The organism is Streptomyces sp. CNZ287 (assembly GCF_007827615.1).
Window position 1 is genome coordinate 1 of the sequence record NZ_VISV01000003.1, and the last position, 16,802, is coordinate 16,802.

Below are 16,802 nucleotides of genomic sequence, written 5' to 3' on the forward strand. Positions count from 1 at the left end.
CGGTCTGCAGGCCCTGGAGAGCTACGCCACCCTCTCCCTCGACGCCACCCTGACCGACGCCGAGGACGGCTACTCGCTCGCCGACACCGTCGCCAGCACCGAACCCGGCTTCGACCGGGCCGTCGACCGCGCAGCCGCACGACCCCACCTGAGCCAGCTGCCGGAACGCGAACGCGAAATCCTCTACCTCCGCTTCTTCCGCGACATGACCCAAAGCAGCATCGCCGAACACCTCGGCATCTCCCAGATGCACGTCTCCCGCCTGATCAGCAACACCTGCGCACACATCCGCGAACGCGTCCAAGCCGACCGGGCCGCAGCAGCGTAGGCCCCCCTCGCCGCGCTGGTACTGACGGTCGTGGAAATGCTGCGCCCGCCGCCGTACCCCGCGGGTGGCCGGGCCTTACGCGGCCCCGGCTCACCGGGACGGTCGCCCGTCCCCGGCGCTTCCGGTCTGCCGGCCCCGGGGCGGTAGCCCGGCCGGGCGGCTTCCCGGGAGCGATGTTGGGTTCGCGCGGATCGGGGAACCCGGCAATGACGACGGCCCCCGCCCGGGGCCCGGCATCGGGAGGTGGAGGCATGGCGCGGCGGCATCGCTTGATCAAGGTGGGGCCTGGACGGGTCTGGGACGTGCTTGGCGACGGCCGGCGGTATGCCGAGTGGGTGGTGGGCACGGCATCGTCCGAGCCCGTACGCGGCCGGTGGCCGGAGGTCGGGGCGGCGATCGGCTACGAGGTGCGCCTCGGCCCGCTGCGGTTCGCCAACGAGACCGTCGTCCGCCGCCGCGTGGAGGGCTCCGTGCTGGAGCTGGAGGCCCACGCCGGCGGGCTGGGCACGGCCCGGATCGCGCTGGAGGTGCACCCATGGGGCGAGAACACGCTGGTGACAGTGGACGAGCACCCGCTGCGCGGCGCGGCCGGTGCGCTGCACAATGCGGGTGCCGAAGCGGTGATCCAGCTACGCCACCGTACGATGCTCGCGCGCCTGGCCCGCCTCTGCGAGGCGGAGGCCGAGCCTCGCACCCCGGCCAAGTCGGCCTCCGGTCCCGCGCGGTCGGGCGGTGGGACGCAGACCCGTGTCTGACGCGGTGGTGGTCGGAGCCGGCCCGAACGGGCTGGTGGCCGCCAATGTGCTGGCGGACGCCGGCTGGAGCGTGACGGTGCTGGAGGAGCAGCCCGTGCCCGGCGGGGCGGTACGTCACGACCGGGGCGTGCACCCGGACTACGTCAGCGATGTCTTCAGCTCCTTCTACCCGCTCGCCGCCGCGTCCCCGGTGCTGCGCAGGCTCCGGCTGGAGGAGTACGGCCTGCGCTGGAGCCACGCACCCGCCGTGGTGGCCCACCCCCTCACCGACGGCCGGTGCGCCGTGCTCGACCGGAGGGCCGAGGTCACCGCCGACTCGCTCGAAGCGTTCGGTCCGGGCGATGGCGCAGCGTGGCGTCGCCTCTACGCTCTGTGGGAGGACGTCCGGGCGGACGTCCTGGACGCGCTGTTCACCCCCTTCCCTCCCGTCCGGCCCGCAGTGCGGCTCGGCCGCCGGCTCGGCGTGGCAGGCGGGCTGCGCCTGGCGCGCTCGCTGACGCTCCCCGTGCGGCGGCTCGGCGAGGAGGAGTTCGCCGGCGAGGGCGGGCGGATCCTGCTGGCGGGCAACGCGCTGCACGCCGATCTGCCGCCCGAGGCGGCGGGCAGTGGCGGGTTCGGCTGGCTGATGACGATGCTCGGGCAGTCGTACGGCTTCCCCGTCCCGGTCGGCGGCTCCGGCGAACTCGCCCGCGCGCTGGTCGCGCGGCTTGAGGCGCGCGGCGGCACGGTGCTGTGCGGCCGGCGCGTGACGGAGGTCGTCGTCCGCGGCGGGCGGGCGGTCGGGGTGCGTACCGTCGACGGCGAATCCGTGGCGGCTTCCGGCGCCGTACTCGCCGACGTGTCGGTGCCCGTGCTGTACGGCGAGTTGGTCGCCGCAGAGCACGTGCCCCGGCAGGTTCTGGCGGACGTACGCCGATTCCAGTGGGACTTCGGCACGTTCAAGGTGGACTGGACGCTCGACGAGCCGGCGCCCTGGCAGTGTGCCGGAGCGGCGGGCGCGGGCACCGTCCACCTGGCCGACGGCATGGACGAACTGACCCGGTTCGCCGCCCAGCTCGCCATGGACCAGGTTCCCGACCGGCCCTTCCTGCTCTTCGGCCAGATGACGACCGCGGATGCCACCCGCTCCCCCATCGGCACCGAGTCCGCCTGGGCGTACACCCATCTGCCGCAACGCATCCGGTCCGACGCGGGCGAGGAGGGCATCCGCGGCACGTGGAGCCGGCACGAACAGGAGGTCATGGCCGACCGGGTCGAGCAGCAGGTCGAGCGCTTCGCGCCGGGCTTCCGTTCCCTCGTGTGCGCCCGGCGCGTCCTGGCGCCGCCGACCCTTCAGTCGCTCGACCGCAACCTGCACGGCGGTGCGGTCAACGGCGGCACCGCCGCCATGCACCAGCAGCTCTTCTTCAGGCCCGGCCCGGGCACAGGCCGCCCCGAGACCGCGGTGCCCGGGCTGTTCCTCGCCTCCGCCGGCGCCCACCCCGGCGGCGGCGTCCACGGCGCCCCTGGCGCCAACGCCGCGCGTGCCGCGCTGCGGTGCCGGACGCCGGCCGCGCTGACGGCAGTGCAGCGCTGCCTCGCGGGCCGCGACGGTACGAGGGGCAAGAGGCGGGGCGGGCGGCGGGCACCGTAGCGATGAGGAGGTACCGATGAGGCCGACCGCCGCAGGCAGGCCGCGCGGGCGGAGTCCGCTGGCGGGCCGTACCGCCGTGATCACCGGGGCGGCCCGGGGCGTGGGCGCGGCCCTGGCCAGGGAACTGGCCGGCCGCGGCGCGCGCATCGCCCTGCTGGGCCACGAGGGCACGGCCCTGGACGCCGTGGCGAGCACCCTGCCGACGCCGTCGCTCACCCTCGACGTGGACGTCACAGACGCGGACGCGCTACGGGACGCGGCACGGGCGGTACGGGACCGGCTGGGTAGGCCGTCGGTCGTCGTCGCCAACGCAGGCATCGCGCAGGCCGGTCCGTTCGAGACGGCGGACCTCCGGTCGTGGCGCCGGGTGATCGACGTGAACCTCACCGGCAGCGCGTACACGGCGGCCGCGTTCCAGCCCGATCTGCTGCTCACCCGCGGTTACTACCTCCAGATCGCGTCCACCGCCGCACTCACGGGCATGCCCCTGATGAGCGCCTACTCTGCCGCCAAGGCGGGAGTCGAGACGTTCGCGCACGCACTGCGCGCCGAGACGGCACACCGCGGGATGGCGGTGGGTATCGCCTATCTCCACTGGATCGGCACCGACATGATCGACGAACCTGACCAGGTCCCCGCCCTGCGCGAAGTGCGCACACTCCTCCCGCCCGGCGCCCGCCACGTCTCCTCTGCCCATCCCGCCGCGGCCCGTCTCGCGCAGGCCGTCGAGGACCGCAGTACAGCCCTCTACGTCCCCTCCTGGACGCGTGTCGTCCAGATCGGGCGGATCGCCTGGCCGGGCATGGTCGCGCTCCGGGCACGGCTCCGTTTCAGCGGCCCGGGAGACCGGCCGATCGAGCAGACGGGCCCGCTGGGTCCCGGCGGCGCCGCCGACCTGGCCGCCGGCCGGTGACCGGCACCGCTCCCGTGCGTGCCAGGACGATGAATCCGCACCTCAGACCTCGCCTCCGACGCCGACTTGCGGGCGCCCGGGTTGCTGCGGGGTGCCGTGGCGCGGGGGGTGGATCGGTGGGGCCACCGAGGCGCCGCCGAGACCGCCGGAGGAGGGCCTTGACCCGGCCTCGACCTGACGCAGCCGGGCGACCGCCCCTGAGCGCAGCGCGGTGGCGGAGCGCGTATGCCCGGCGCACCCGGCGCCCGGGTAAAGAAGCGACGCAATGGCCGCGCCTGCGGCCATGAACGCACCGGGCCGGGGAAGGGGAGCACTATGCAACCTCCCCGCTCCCCCCGTGGGCGCCCCGCCGGGCCGCCCACCCACCGCCTCGCCGTGGAAATGGAGAACGCCGTCGATGACGACGAGATCTCTTCTGAGCTGCTTGTCCACGCAGCTCGCCGGCTGATCGACCTGAGCGAGGAGAACGCGCAGCTCAAAGAGGCCATCGAGAACCGGCCCGTGATCGACCAGGCACGCGGCATGCTGATCGCCGTGCTCGGGGCGCACGAAGACGAAGCCTGGCACGTACTGCTGGAGACCTCCCAGCACGCCAACGTCCCGCTACGGCACGTGGCAGAAGCCCTCATCGCCTCCGCAGCCGGTCAGCCGATCCCCGAGGACATCAGGATTCCCCTGCGCAACACCATGAACAAAGTCCGTCGGCACGGGCAAGCCGGCACCACAGACGAACGCGGCAGGTGAGCCGTCCGCCCACCACGGGGGCGGGTCCCGGAGGTCGACATCGAAGCATCGGTTGCCCGCGGTCCGAGCGGCGTCGCCCCTGCGGCCGAGGGCGCCGGACGTCAAGGATGCGGGAGCCGGAGGAGGTTGAGGCGGTACTCCTCCACTTGGGTCAGGTGGTGCTCGGCAAGCGTCGCGAGCATCTCCCGGTACGCCGCGGGTAGCGCCTGGTGCATGTGCTGCGGCAGGCTGGTGAGCGTATGCGAGGCGAGTAGCCGCGCGCCGGGGCACCAGTCGGCCACCTCCGCCGGGTCCGCGCAGGCCCACCGCATCCGGGCCCCGACCTTGCTCAGTGCGTCGTGCGATTCCTGCGCCCCGACGATCCCCGGGCCGGCGGTGTCCAGTGCCAGCAGGGAACCGGGGAAGCGCGCGGCGATCAGGTCCACCACGCCGTGCGCCTCCGTTTCCGTGAGGAACGGCAGCACCGCCTCCGCGGCGAGGAAGTACGGGCCCTCGCCGCCGAGCACGACCGCCTCGTCCGCCCACGAGGCGCCGGTCACCGAGGCCGCCGCCGCTCTGCGGCGGCCGGTGTCGGCGAAGAGCTTCCGGCGCAGGGCGATCACGTCGGGCAGGTCGAACTCCAGCCAGCGCGCGGTGCCGTTGTCGACGCGCTCGAAGCGCGTGTTGAGGCCGGCGCCGATCTCGACCACCGTGCCGTCCGGGTGGGCGGTGAGGAAGTCCCGTACCCACGCGTCGAACAGCGCGGTGCGCAGCACCGTGCCGGCCAGGCTGGGCAGGCCGTCGAAGCGGGCGAAGTCGTAGTCGAGCGAGGCGACGATCTCCTCGGCCCGCGGGTCCCGCAGGGCGGGTTCGGCCTTGCGGCTTTCCACGGCGCGTCCGTACAGCGGGATCAGCAGCGTCTCCTGGACCGTGCCCAGGTCTGCCTCGTATCGGGTCATGATGTCTCCTGCCTGCGTGTAGGCGGCCTTACGGATCGCGGTCATCGAAGTGGCGGAGGCCGCGGCCAGAGGCGCGTACCAGGTGCCGCGGTCGCGATGTGCGGCGCCGTGCGTCCGGCTCAGCTCTCCGACTCGCGCAGGTAACGTGCGAACTTCTCCAGCCCGTCGATGTTGCGTGGGCCACTGATGCCTTCGTTGTAGTCGAGGACGAAGAAGTTGCCCTTCCGGACGGCGGGCAGATGCCTGGTGTGAGGGAAGCAGACCAGTGCGCAGGCGGCGAGCACCGGCCGGAGGCCGAAGGCGTCGATCGCCGGCGCGATGAGCGCCAGACCGGCGGGGGCCAGCCCGTAGGAGACGAGGAAGTCCAGCGAGGAGACGCGGGCCAGCCTCTCCGGGGCGACCTCGCGCTGGATGGCCGTGAGCCAGGGGACGTTGAACAGCTCGATACCCAGCCCGGCGACAAGGCAGGCGGCGGGCCCTCCGGCCCCAGTGCCTCGACCCGGCACCAGCGCGGCGACCAGCCAGAGCAGCCCGATGCCCAGCAGCAGGCCGCGGATGTGCAGGGCCGGGGCCAGCAGCGCGGCCGGCCCCGGGCCGACCAGCGTGGTGACGCGGACCGCCAGCGTCATCGCCGCGTTGGCCTGCTGCCTGCGGCCCTCCTCGACGACCTCTGCCGTCAGCGCTTGGAACACCGGCCGACAAGCACCCTGCCCGGCGCCCGCCACCGCGGCCGCCACGGCCGTCAGCGCCACCGACCGGCCCAGCCCCGCGGCGAGCAGCGGCGCAGAACCGGCGGCGGCCAGCCCGGACCACAGCACCACACCGCGGCGCGGGTGCCGGTCGGCGAGCACCCCGCCGACCGGCACCCGCCGCGAGGAAGCCCACCGTACGAGCCGCAAGCGGCAGCCCCAGCTCCGCGGCCGTCAACTCCCGCTCCAGCACCGCCAGACCGAGCACGAACGGCAGCGCCCAGGTCGCCAGCCCGGACGCCGTGGCGCCGCACCACAACCGCAGGAACGCCGCGTCGGACAAGGCAAGCGGCCTGTTTCCCCCGCGCACGCCTGTCCGGCACAGCCAACGGCCAGTGACGGAGCGCACCTCAGCGGCCTACCGTGTCGGCCTCGGCGCCGTCTCCGGTGCCGATCAAGGCGAGATGACCGCCCTCGTCGAGGGGAGTCGGCGTGCGGATGGTGTGGCGCAGTACGCCGGCGGGGGCGTCGACGATGTGGATCTCGCCGTGCCCGCCGCGGGTGACGGCGACGAGGTCGCCGCCGGGCGAGGCGGCGACGGCGGGGAGCCGGCAGCCCGGCCGCCGAACTGCCGCCCGTGAAGCCCGTCGCCCAGGCGGACCGGGTCACGGACGTACGCGGCGTGGAGGTGGCGCCCGAGCGGGTCCCGAAGCGGATCGTGTGCCTGGTCGCGCTCTGCGACGACATGCTGACCGAGTTGGGCATGGTGCCCGCGGCGACCAACTCGGAGATCCTGGCCCACCCGGATTTCCTCGGCGGGGAGAAGGCGGCCAAAGTCCCGGTGATACCCGGGGGCTTCATCGCCCCCGAGGTCGAGGCGATCCTGTCGCACGAACCCGATCTGGTGATCGGGCTGGAGGACACCCACGGCAAACTCGCCCCCGCGCTGAAGGGGGCGACGACGTTCTGGCCGGTGCAGCCGCAGGACTGGCAGGACAGCGTGTCCTACCTGCGGGACCTCGCGGCGCTCACCGGCCGCGGCGAGCGGGCCGTGGCGGCGGAGAAGCGCTTCCGGGGCAAGCTGGAGCGCGCGCAGGAGAGCCGGAGCGAGAAGACCGCGCTGGTCATCTTCGGCAGTGACGCGAACTTCGGCGTGGCGGCGCCCGGTCGCGACATCGCCGCGGGACTCTTCCCGCAGATAACCCCTGGCGGGACCGGGGCGTGGAGGGCACGTACAGCCTGGAGGAGATCCTCGCCAGGGAGGTGGACGTGCTCTTCGTCGAGACCATCGCCTTCGGCGACGCGGAGGTGAAGCTCTCCGAGAAGATGGCCGAGAACCCGCTGTGGGCGCAGATCCCGGCCGTGCGCGACAACAAGGTGATCGAGGTCGACCCGGAGGTGTGGGCGAAGGGCCGCGCACCCGGTCCCTCGGCATCGTGCTGGACGAGGCCACGGCCGCCCTGCGATGAGTCCGGCCGTACGGGGGCCGCGCGGCCTGGTGTCCGCCGCCGTAGTCCTGCTGGCCCTCGCCGCGCTGTGCGCGCTGAGCCTGGGCACACCGACCGTACCGCTGGTGCGGCTGCCGGGCGCCCAGCTCGGCGAGGGAGCCCGCGGGGGTGAGGCCGGTTTCGAGGCGCTCGTCGTTCGGCAGATCCGGGTGCCGCGCCTGTTGCTGGCGCTGACCGCCGGAGCCTGTCTGGGCGCGGCGGGTCTGGTCCTGCAGGAGGCACTGCGCAACCCGCTTGCCGTGCCGGAGATGCTGGGGGTCTCCTCCGGGGCCGCCATCGGCATCGCCGCGCCACTCGTCCTGGCCCTGTCCCTGCCGGGCTGGCTGCACCCGATGCTGGCCGTTTCCGGCGCGGCCGCCGGCGGGGTCCTGACGCTGATCGCCGCCGGATTCGGCCGCAGCCCCGCCGCGGTGCTGCTCACCGGCGCCGCCGTCAACGCCGCGCTGCAGGGCGGGCTGCTGGTGCTGATGGTCATGGCCGACCAGCTCGACCTCCAGCTCATCTACCGCTACCTGCTGGGCAGTTTCTCCGGCCTGACGTGGCAGTCGTGGACGGGGGTGTGGCCCTGGCCGGCGGCGTCGGTGCCGCTGCTGGTGCTGTGCGCTCCGGTGCTCGCGGTGCTGCGGCTGGGCGACGAGGACGCCGTCGCTCTCGGCGTACGGGTGCGGCGGGCCCGGATGGCCGCGCTGGCCGTGGCCGTGCTGCTGATCGCCCCGGTGGTCGCGGTGTGCGGTCCGGTGGCGTGGGTGGGCTTCCTCGCTCCGCACCTGGCGCGGCGGCTGCGGCCGCGGGCGGGCGTCGTGCGCGTGCTGCCGTGGACCGTGGTCTGGGGCGCCGTGATCACCGTATGGGCCGACCAGGCCGCGCGGTTGGCCCTGATGCCGGTCGAGACTCCCGTCGGAGCGTGGACCGCGCTGATCGGCGTACCGGCCGGCGTCGCGCTGCTGCGGACCGGGCGCCGCGGTGACCGGCGGGACGGGCCGCGGCGGTTGCGGTACGGCTCGGAGGGAGCGGGTCGCGGGCCGGCCGCTTCCGAAGCCTCCCCGGCGTCCGGTACGGACGCGGCGGCGACCGGCGCCGCGGGCGCGCGCACGCGGGCGCCCGTACGGTCCCTGCCCGCAGGCCGCGGCACCGCCGCTGACGCGGGCGATCGTGGCCCGGCCGACGGGGGTGTGCGATGAAGGCCCGTACGCCGCACGGTCCCCGGCTGGTCCTGGGCGGCCTCACGGCCGCCGTCCTGGTCGCCGCCGTGACCGGCCTCCTCGCCGGGGGCGCCGTCGCGCCGGGCGAGGTGTGGCCCGCGCTCACCGGCGGCGACCTCGACCCGACGACGCGGCACGTCGTGTGGCGACTGCGGGTGCCGCGCGTCCTGGTCGCCCTGGTCGCGGGCGCCTGCCTGGGACTCGCGGGGCTGGTGCTCCAGGCCGCGCTGCGCAACCCGCTGGCCGGCCCCGAGGTCACCGGCGTCACCCCGGGCGCCGTGCTCGGCGCCGTCGCGGCGTCCGGGGCGGGTCTTGCCGGGTGGGACTCGCCCACCGCCGTCGTGGTCGCGGCCGTCGCCGGCGGCTGCGCCGGGGCGGGTCTGCTGTGGCTGCTGGCCGGCCGGGAACGTGCCGACCCGGCGGCCGTGGCGGTGCACGGTGTACTGGTCTCCGCGGTGCTGGGCGGGGTGACCGCGATGGTGCTGCTCGTCGCGCCGGGTGAACTGGGCAGCGTCGTGCAGTGGCTGGTCGGCACCACGGAGGCGCGTACGTGGGAGCACTGGGCGCTGCTGTGGCCGTGGGCGCTCGCGTGGGGCGCGGCTGCCTGGCTGACGGCGGGGCCGCTGATGCTGCTGCGCTCCTGGCGGCGGCGCTCGCCGACATCGCCCGCCGCAGGGACGACCGGCTGCCGGCCCTGCTCGGCGCGGTCGTCGCCGTCGTCGCGCTGCGCGCGCTGCTGACCTGGCGGCAGCGGATCGCCGCGGCGGACGCCGGGGCCCGGATCCGGCTGCGGCTCCGCGACGAGCTGGTCGCGCAACTCGGGCGGCTCGGCCCCGCCCACCGGTCCGCCGCACGGGCCGGGGCGCTGCGCGCCACCGTGGTGGACGGCGTCGAGGGCGTCAATGCGTACCTCTCCCGCTACCTGCCCCAGCTCGCCGTCGTCGGCCTGGCCACCCCCGCGCTGCTGGTCTGGGTGGCCGTCCTGAACCCCGCCGCGGCAGCCGTACTCACCGCCGCCGTCGCACTGGCCCTGCTCGCCCCGCGGCTGTGGGACCGTGCGCTGGCGGGCCGCGGCAAGGAGCACTGGGACACCTACGAGCACCTGGCCGCGGACTACCTCGAGGCGCTGCAGCACATGCCGGCGCTGCGCGCCGCGGGGGCGGTGGGCCGCAAGCGCGCCGCGCTGGAGGAACGGTCCGGGCAGGTGCACCGGCCCACGGTCGCCAAGCTCCGCGTCTCCCTGGTGGACACCGCGCTCACCGACCTGGCCATCCAGGCGGGCACGCTCGCCGCCGTCCTGCTGGCCTGCGCCTCGGCCGCCACCGGTGCCGCCGCCGGGGGTGAGACGTACCTGCTGCTGATGCTCGCCTCCGAGTGCTTCCGGCCGCTGCGCGACCTGTCGCGCGAGTGGCACGCCGGCTACCTCGGCGTCTCCGCCGCCGACGGCATCGCCGCCCTGCGCACCGCCCGGCCCGCCATACCCGACAACGGGACACTGCACCCGGCCTGGACCACGGCACCTGCCCTGGCCTTCGCCGACGTGACGTTCACCTACCCCGGCGCCGCCCGGCCTGCCGTGGACGGCGTCACCTTCACGTGCGAGGCCGGGCGCACCACCGCCTTGGTCGGCCCATCGGGGGCGGGCAAGACCACCCTGCTCGCGCTGCTGCAACGGCAGCACGACCCCGACGCCGGCGCCGTGCTGCTGGACGGCACGGACATACGCGACCTGGCACTGGACGCGCTGCGCCGCGGTATCGCCGTCGTCTCGCAGGACACGTACCTCTTCCACGCCTCCGTCGCGGACAACCTGCGCCTGGCCCGTCCCGGCGCGAGCGCCGACGAACTGGCCGCCGCGTGCCGCGACGCGGGCGTCCACGACGAGATCGCGACGCTGCCCGGGGGATACGCCACCGTCCTGGGCGAGCGCGGCACGACGCTCTCCGGCGGCCAGCGCCAGCGGCTCGCCCTGGCCCGTGCGCTGCTCGCGGACGCACCCGTGCTGATCCTGGACGAGGCCACCAGCGCCGTCGACGAGGCCCGCGAGAGCCTCATCACCGAGGCCCTGCGGCACACGACGCACGGCCGCACCTGCCTGATCGTCGCCCACCGGCTCGCCGCGGTACGGCACGCCGACCGCGTCATCGTGCTCGACCACGGCCGTCTGGACGCGGTCGGCGACCACCGCGGCCTGGCCGGGGCCGGAGGCACGTACGCCGAGCTTGTCGCCGCCGACCTGCGGTCCTGACCGGGACGGGAGAAAGCAACCATGGCACCCCAGCCGGCGACGAACACCCAGTCGACGCACACCGCACCTCCGCACAGCCGCCCGCCAGCGCCCCCGCGGCGGGCGCTGCGCCGCCTGCTGCCCGCCCTGCGCCCGCACCGGGCCATGGCGGCGCGTACCACCGCCGCCTGCCTGGCCGACCAGACCTGCCTCGTCGTGCTCGTCACCTGGCTCGCGTACGCCACCGGGCGCGCCGTCATCGACGGCACCGGCCCGGACGGCGCCACCATCGGCGCCCTCACCGGGCTCGTGCTGCTGCGCGCGTTCGCCACCTGGCGGCAGATGGACCTCTCCCACGACCTCGCCTACCGCGTCCTGGCCCGGCTACGTGTCCGTGTCTACGACGGACTGGCCCGCAGCGCCCCCGCCCGGATCGCGGGGCGCCGCAGCGGGGACCTGGCCGCCACCGCCATGAACGACATCGAGGCCCTGGAGTTCTTCTACGCCCACACCATCGCGCAACTCCTCGCCTCCGCCGTGGTCTTCGCCGCGGGGGCGGCCGTACTCGGCCTCCTCGACCCCTGGCTGCTGATCGCCGCACTCGCCGCCGCGGCGGCGCTCCTGGCGCACTCGCTCCTCGGAGCATCGGGCCGCACGGCGCGCGGGGAGGTCACCAGGGCCGCGACCGCGCGGCTCTCCGCCGACACCGTGGACACCGTCGACGGTCTGCGCGAACTCCTCGCCCACGGCGCCCTGGACCGGCGGCGCGCACAGCTCACCGCGAGCGGGCGCCGGCTCACCGACGCCCAGCGCGCCGAGGCCGGGCACGAGGGCGCCTTCGCCGCCGTCCAGGACATGCTGGTCGTCCTCGCCCTCGTCGGCGTCCTCGCAGCCGGAGCCGCCACCACCGGCGACGGCCCGCTGCACGGCGCGTGGGCACCCGCCGCCCTGGCCCTCGCCCTGTCCGTGCTCTCCCCCGTGGCCGCCGCTGCCGACGCCCTGCGTCAGGCCGGCACCCTGCGCGCCGCGGCAGCCCGCGTCCACGCCGCCACCACCGCCCCCGCGGGCGCCCCACCGCCGACGCACCCCCGGCCGCTGCCGCCCGGCCCGCTCGGCGTGCGACTGCGGAACGTCCACGTCGACTACGGCGCCGGGCCCGTCCTGCGCGGCGTGGACCTGACCGTGCCGGCCGGCTGCACGCTCGCCCTGGTCGGCGCCTCCGGCGCGGGCAAGACCAGCACGGCCCACCTGCTGGCCCGCTTCTGGGATCCCCGCTCGGGCACCGTCGAACTCCTCCCCGCCGACGGCGGCGACCCCGTCGACGTACGCCACCTACCGGACCGGCACCTGCGCGGCGCCGTCGCCCTCGTCGGCCAGGACACCGCGCTCTTCCACGGCACACTGCGCGACAACCTCCACCTCGCCGCACCCGCCGCCGACGAGATCCGGCTCGAACGAGTCCTGCGCCAAAGCGGCGTCGACCGCATCGCCGCCACCCTGCCCGACGGACTCGACAGCATCGTCGGCGAACGCGGCGCCACCCTCTCCGGCGGCGAACGCGCCCGCGTCGCGCTCGCCCGCGCCCTGCTGGCCGACCCCAGGATCCTCGTCCTCGACGAGGCCACCGCGCATGTCGACACCGCGGGCGACGCCGAACTCGCCACCGCGCTGGCCGCCGCGTCCACGAACCGCACCACCCTCGTCATCGCACACCGCCCCGCCACCATCCGCCGGGCCGACCGCATCGCCGTCCTGGAGAACGGCCGCGTGGCCGAAGAGGGCACCTGGCATGAACTGACCCAGCGGGAAGGGGCACTCACCCGGATCCTCGGAGCCCCAGCCGCACCGGACGGCGACACCGCATGACTTGAGCATCACGGTCCACGGGCATGTCGATCCCCACCTGGCCGGGCTCGAGGAGCTGAGGATCCTGCTGGGCATCCCGTCCGACCGCGAGATCGCCCGCATCCGCCGCCAGCGCACCGACCGCGTACGGCTGCGGGACGTCCCACTCGACTGCGGCGCCGAGCCCATCCTGCGCGGCGCGCCCGTAGCACGCTCGCCCTGCTCGGCGCCTCCGGCGCCGGCAAGGCCGGCGCGCTGCCCCACCTGCTCGCCCGCTTCCGGGACCGCACTCCTACACCGTCGAACTCCTGCCCGTCGACGGCGGCGACCCCATCGCCGTACGCCCCCGCACGACCGAAGTCCCCCTACACCCCCGCCACCCGGCGAAAGTCCAGGTCAGACAGCGAGATCCTGCTGGAGTACTAGCTCACCGTCCGTCGGAACCACATAGCCAGGCCCTCCACCACCAGCACGGTCGCGAACACGAGCAGCATCACCGTGGTCACGACCCCGAACTCCAGCACCCTGGAGGCGTTCAGAAGCTGGAAGCCGATGCCTCCTGCCCCCACGATGCCCAGCAGTGTTGCGGCACGGATGTTGACGTCCAACTGGTAGAGAACGTGCCCGACCAAGGCCGGTGCGGCCTGCGGCAGCGTGGCCGACACGAACACCTGCCACCGGCCCGCCCCGGTAGCCCGCAGCGCTTGCTCCACTCCGCCGTCGACCTCCTCCAGCGAGTCGGCCACCAGCTTGCCCAGCAACCCGATCGCGCCGACACCCAGCGCGAGCGAGCCGGCGACCGCACCCAGTCCGGTGATCACGACGAACACAATGGCGAGCACCAGCTCCGGAATGCCGCGAATAAGAACGATCAATGTCCTGAACGCCCCGGTCACGAACGGTGAAGGGGACACGTTCCTCGCGGCCAGGGCTCCGACCGGCAGAGCGAGCACCGTCCCGATCAACGTCGCAGCGAGAGCGATCTTCACCGTGACCCAGAGGTCGGCCAGCAGCGTAGGGAGGATGCTGCCCGTTTCGGGAGGCCAGAACAGGCCCAGCGCGTGCGGCAGGTTTCCCAGTCCGGTGAAGAACTGTCCCGGCCCCAGACCGGCCGCGACCACACAACCCGTGACCGCGGCGAAAGACACCGCCGCGTACACCGTGCGACGTACTCGCCGCCCGTCCCAGGGCATGCCGACCCGCATCAGGGTCCGTTGTTGTGCCGGCCGCGACTGGCCGTCACCGACGGGCGGCGGCTTCCGCACCCCGGGCACGGCAGACGAGGAAGTGTGGGACCGGCCGGCCGGCCGCCGCGACCGCCGCTCCTGACGGGGCAGCAGCCCCCGGCGCAGGGCTCCGGAGAGCAACTCCGCAAGAATGCACAGAACGAGCACCACCAAGGCCAGAGCCATGGCACGCGGGTAGTCCAGCTCGCGCAGCGACGAGGCGATGGCAAAGCCCAGACCATCGACCCCCACAAAACCAAGAACGACCGAAATCCGCAGATTGATGTCGAAACGGTGCAGCGCGTTGGCCGTGAACGACGGCAGTACCTGGGGCAGCACGCCGGTCGCCAACTGCTGAAGACGGCTGGCCCCGGCAGCCCGCACCGCGGTGCGAGGCCCTTCGTCGATCTGCTCGATGGCATCCGCGTACATCTTGCCGACCATGCCCACCGAATGAAGACCCATGGCGAGCACGCCCGCCATCGCACCCAGGCCGAACACCCTGAAGAAGACGATGGCCAGCACCACATCCGGCACCGCACGCGCCAACACGATCAGCCCACGGGCCCCCAGGCGGCCGGCCCGGGTCGGAGTAGTGTTGGCCGCGGCCAGCACCGCAACCGGAACGCTGATGACCACCGACAGCAGCGTCGCGCAGACCACAATCGCCAGAGTCTGGCGGGCAAGCCGAAAGAGCTCCTCCCAGGGGGGGAAGTCCAGCGGCAGCGCACGGCCAAGGAAGTCGACGGCATTTCCGGCACTGTCCACCAGCGTCGCCACGTTGATCTTCAGATCGACGAACGCCCACAACGACAGAACACACAAGGCCAGCATGGTGAACGCCGCCGCCGTGCCCAGTAGCGTCGGCCGCGCCGCGACCCGCGCCGTGTCCTCCCGCACCGGCGGGGGCCGGGGAGGGTCGGGAAGCGTCACCTGGCTCATCCGGTAGCCGCCAGCACCGCCGCGGGATCCGCCCCCACCCCGGCGTACACCGCCATCACCTGATCACGCTTCAAGCCCTTGACCGGCGTGTCCAGGACCATCCTGCCCGCACGTAACCCCACCACCCGGTCGCCCCAGGACAACGCCAGGTCCACCTGATGCAGACTGCACACCACGGTCAGCTCCCGCTCCTGGCTGATGTCCCGGATCAGTTGCATGATCTGTGACGAGGACTCCGGGTCCAGGGAAGCAACCGGCTCATCGGCCAGAAGGATCTCCGGGCGCTGCATCAGCGCCCTTGCCACCGCGACCCGCTGCTGCTGGCCGCCGGAGAGGGTGTCGGCGCGCTGCAGTGCCTGGGCACTCAGGCCGACCCTTTCCAGGTGTTCCAGCGCCTCGAAGCGAACCCTTTTCGGGAACGTGGGCAGGCCGAGCCGAGGCCCTCGCAGCGTGCCGAGTGCACCGGTGCACACGTTCTCCAGAACAGTCAGACTGCGTACCAGGTGAAACTGCTGGAAGATGAATCCGACCCTTCGCCGAAGGTGCCGGAGCTCCTTGTTGCGTGCGCGGCCGACATCGGTGCCCAGAACGTTCACGGTGCCGCTCGTCGCCTGATGGAGTCCGTCGATGTGCCGCAGCAGGGTCGACTTCCCGGACCCGGACAGCCCCAGCAGGACGACGACTTCTCCGGCCTCGATACGCAGCGACAGGCCGTCCAGGGCCAGGGTGTCCGCACCGAAACGCTTGCTCACCTCACGGAACTGTATGAGCCCGCCCGGCTGGAGTGCCGTCGTCAACTCTGGCACTGCTCGTCCTTGGTGGTGGCGCACACCTTGCGGACGCCGTCATACATGGCGTCGCTCACCTTCGTGAAGCCCCAGTTCCCCTGGTCACCGACCGAGCAGACCGTCGTGCAGAAGCCATTGTCCTTGAGATAGTCGGCGTTGGCCTTGGTCTGCAAAGCGGTGACGATCTTGTTCTTCAGTCCGGAATCCAGCTCATCGCTGACCGCGGCCGGCGAGCCCGGCACGATCTCGGACTTCCAAATGGTCTCCACCGCACCCGGCTTGATCTGCTTCTTGTCGATGAGCTGGTGTTCCACCATCACGTCATAGGCGAAGCCCAGATCACACTGACCGCTGACCACCGACAGAACGGACGCGTCATGGCCACCGGCCATGACCGGCTTGATGTCCTTCTCGGGATCCACCCCGGCCTCGATGAACCCCGCGGACGGATACAGGTACCCCGAGGTCGAGTTCGGCTCGACGAAGCAGACCTTCTTGTCCTTGGCGTCTGCCAGGCTCTTGATGTCGGAGCCCGTCTTCACGAAGCCGTAGGAGCGATACCCGGGCTTCGCGCCCTTCTCCGTGACCAGCGCGGCGGCGGGCTCGATCTTCACCCCGGAGTTGAGAGCCAACACGTAGGTGAAAGGCCCGTAGACAGCGATGTCGATCTTCCCGGTCCGCTGGCCCTCGATGATGGCCGCGTAGTCGGTCGCCTTCTGGAAGGTGATCTTCTTGCCTGTCTCCTTCTCCAGCATCGCGATCACACCGGCGAAGCTCTGCTCCAGTGTGGTGGAGTCCTCGGTCGGGATGGTGGCGAAGACGAGACTGTCAGGGTTACGAGCGCCCCCCTCAGCCTTACCGCCCTTGTCGGCGGCGCTCGATCCGCAAGCGGTCAGCACGAGTGCTGAAAGAACCGTTGCGGCGCTCAGAATCTGCCGGGTGCGAGTAGACATAGGTGGAGATCTCCTCTGCCCCGGCGGCCGGTGCGCGTGGCACACCAGCCGCCGGTTACGTGGTGAGTCGGGGATGAGCGGAAGGAAGACGAAGAGGATCTGGCGTCGTTG

The 16,802-nt window shown here is 73.3% G+C and carries 13 protein-coding genes and 3 pseudogenes; 10 read left to right on the forward strand and 6 right to left on the reverse strand.

The genetic code is table 11. The annotated features are described in order from the left end of the window. The 5 genes from FB457_RS07635 to FB457_RS07660 all read left to right on the forward strand — a co-directional run. On the forward strand, positions 1-328 hold a 328-nt coding region (locus FB457_RS07635), incomplete at its 5' end, for a sigma-70 family RNA polymerase sigma factor (RefSeq protein WP_145781323.1). Between the two features lie 251 nt (positions 329-579). Then, a complete protein-coding gene (locus FB457_RS07640; protein ID WP_047018924.1) occupies positions 580-1,083 on the forward strand; it encodes an SRPBCC family protein in 504 nt (167 codons plus the stop codon). Further along, positions 1,076-2,716, forward strand: coding sequence for a phytoene desaturase family protein (locus FB457_RS07645; protein WP_047018923.1), 1,641 nt, complete (start codon positions 1,076-1,078; stop codon positions 2,714-2,716). The genes FB457_RS07640 and FB457_RS07645 overlap by 8 nt, the downstream gene beginning before the upstream one ends. Positions 2,717-2,792: 76 nt before the next feature. Further along, the gene (locus FB457_RS07650; RefSeq protein ID WP_347613037.1) at positions 2,793-3,629 is read left to right on the forward strand and encodes a short-chain dehydrogenase/reductase; all 837 of its coding nucleotides are present in this window, start codon (positions 2,793-2,795) and stop codon (positions 3,627-3,629) included. Between the two features lie 381 nt (positions 3,630-4,010). Beyond that, positions 4,011-4,373 (forward strand): ANTAR domain-containing protein, encoded by a 363-nt coding sequence (locus FB457_RS07660; RefSeq protein WP_047018921.1) that lies wholly within the window; start codon positions 4,011-4,013, stop codon positions 4,371-4,373. 101 nt (positions 4,374-4,474) lie between these two features. Here the strand turns inward: FB457_RS07660 and FB457_RS07665 are convergent, their stop codons facing one another. The 3 genes and pseudogenes from FB457_RS07665 to FB457_RS35955 form a co-directional block, all read right to left on the reverse strand. After that, the gene (locus tag FB457_RS07665) at positions 4,475-5,311 is read right to left on the reverse strand and encodes a class I SAM-dependent methyltransferase (RefSeq protein ID WP_145781328.1); all 837 of its coding nucleotides are present in this window, start codon (positions 5,309-5,311) and stop codon (positions 4,475-4,477) included. Between the two features lie 119 nt (positions 5,312-5,430). Beyond that, positions 5,431-6,210, reverse strand: coding sequence for an MFS transporter (locus FB457_RS07675; protein ID WP_253911492.1), 780 nt, complete (start codon positions 6,208-6,210; stop codon positions 5,431-5,433). Positions 6,211-6,410: 200 nt separating this feature from the next. Continuing rightward, positions 6,411-6,617, reverse strand: a pseudogene (locus FB457_RS35955) (hypothetical protein); the annotation flags it as partial. A 35-nt stretch (positions 6,618-6,652) separates the two neighbouring features. On the opposite strand from FB457_RS35955, the pseudogene FB457_RS07680 reads away from it, so the two are divergent. The 5 genes and pseudogenes from FB457_RS07680 to FB457_RS07700 all read left to right on the forward strand — a co-directional run. Next, positions 6,653-7,469 (forward strand): annotated as a pseudogene (locus tag FB457_RS07680) (ABC transporter substrate-binding protein); the annotation flags it as partial. Then, a complete protein-coding gene (locus tag FB457_RS07685) occupies positions 7,466-8,689 on the forward strand; it encodes an iron ABC transporter permease (RefSeq protein WP_145781330.1) in 1,224 nt (407 codons plus the stop codon). The pseudogene FB457_RS07680 and the gene FB457_RS07685, both read left to right, overlap by 4 nt. After that, positions 8,686-9,285 (forward strand): annotated as a pseudogene (locus tag FB457_RS07690) (iron chelate uptake ABC transporter family permease subunit); the annotation flags it as partial. The gene FB457_RS07685 and the pseudogene FB457_RS07690, both read left to right, overlap by 4 nt. A gap of 2 nt (positions 9,286-9,287) precedes the next feature. Then, positions 9,288-10,958 (forward strand): ABC transporter ATP-binding protein/permease, encoded by a 1,671-nt coding sequence (locus FB457_RS07695; protein ID WP_347612949.1) that lies wholly within the window; start codon positions 9,288-9,290, stop codon positions 10,956-10,958. Positions 10,959-10,979: 21 nt separating this feature from the next. Continuing rightward, on the forward strand, positions 10,980-12,803 hold the full coding sequence (locus FB457_RS07700; protein ID WP_145781331.1) for an ABC transporter ATP-binding protein: 1,824 nt from the start codon (positions 10,980-10,982) through the stop codon (positions 12,801-12,803). Positions 12,804-13,204: 401 nt separating this feature from the next. Here the strand turns inward: FB457_RS07700 and phnE are convergent, their stop codons facing one another. From phnE to FB457_RS07715, 3 genes are read right to left on the reverse strand one after another with little or no spacing between them, the layout of a single operon-like run. Continuing rightward, positions 13,205-14,950 carry a phosphonate ABC transporter, permease protein PhnE gene (phnE, locus tag FB457_RS07705; protein ID WP_145781332.1) on the reverse strand — a complete coding sequence of 582 codons (1,746 nt, stop codon included), beginning with the start codon at positions 14,948-14,950 and terminating at the stop codon, positions 13,205-13,207. Continuing rightward, the gene (gene phnC / locus FB457_RS07710; RefSeq protein ID WP_486588956.1) at positions 14,947-15,702 is read right to left on the reverse strand and encodes a phosphonate ABC transporter ATP-binding protein; all 756 of its coding nucleotides are present in this window, start codon (positions 15,700-15,702) and stop codon (positions 14,947-14,949) included. The genes phnE and phnC overlap by 4 nt, the downstream gene beginning before the upstream one ends. A gap of 41 nt (positions 15,703-15,743) precedes the next feature. Beyond that, positions 15,744-16,691, reverse strand: a complete 948-nt coding sequence (locus FB457_RS07715; RefSeq protein ID WP_047018917.1) for a phosphate/phosphite/phosphonate ABC transporter substrate-binding protein — start codon at positions 16,689-16,691, stop codon at positions 15,744-15,746. Between the last annotated feature and the right edge of the window lie 111 nt (positions 16,692-16,802).

Excerpts from the sequence above, each read along its gene's own strand:
- FB457_RS07640 (WP_047018924.1), top strand. The coding sequence starts at position 580 with ATGGCGCGGCGGCATCGCTTGATCAAGGTGGGGCCTGGACGGGTCTGG.
- FB457_RS07660 (WP_047018921.1), top strand. The coding sequence starts at position 4,011 with ATGGAGAACGCCGTCGATGACGACGAGATCTCTTCTGAGCTGCTTGTC.
- FB457_RS07665 (WP_145781328.1), bottom strand. The coding sequence starts at position 5,311 with ATGACCCGATACGAGGCAGACCTGGGCACGGTCCAGGAGACGCTGCTG.
- FB457_RS07685 (WP_145781330.1), top strand. The coding sequence starts at position 7,466 with ATGAGTCCGGCCGTACGGGGGCCGCGCGGCCTGGTGTCCGCCGCCGTA.
- FB457_RS07700 (WP_145781331.1), top strand. The coding sequence starts at position 10,980 with ATGGCACCCCAGCCGGCGACGAACACCCAGTCGACGCACACCGCACCT.
- phnE (WP_145781332.1), bottom strand. The coding sequence starts at position 14,950 with ATGAGCCAGGTGACGCTTCCCGACCCTCCCCGGCCCCCGCCGGTGCGG.
- FB457_RS07715 (WP_047018917.1), bottom strand. The coding sequence starts at position 16,691 with ATGTCTACTCGCACCCGGCAGATTCTGAGCGCCGCAACGGTTCTTTCA.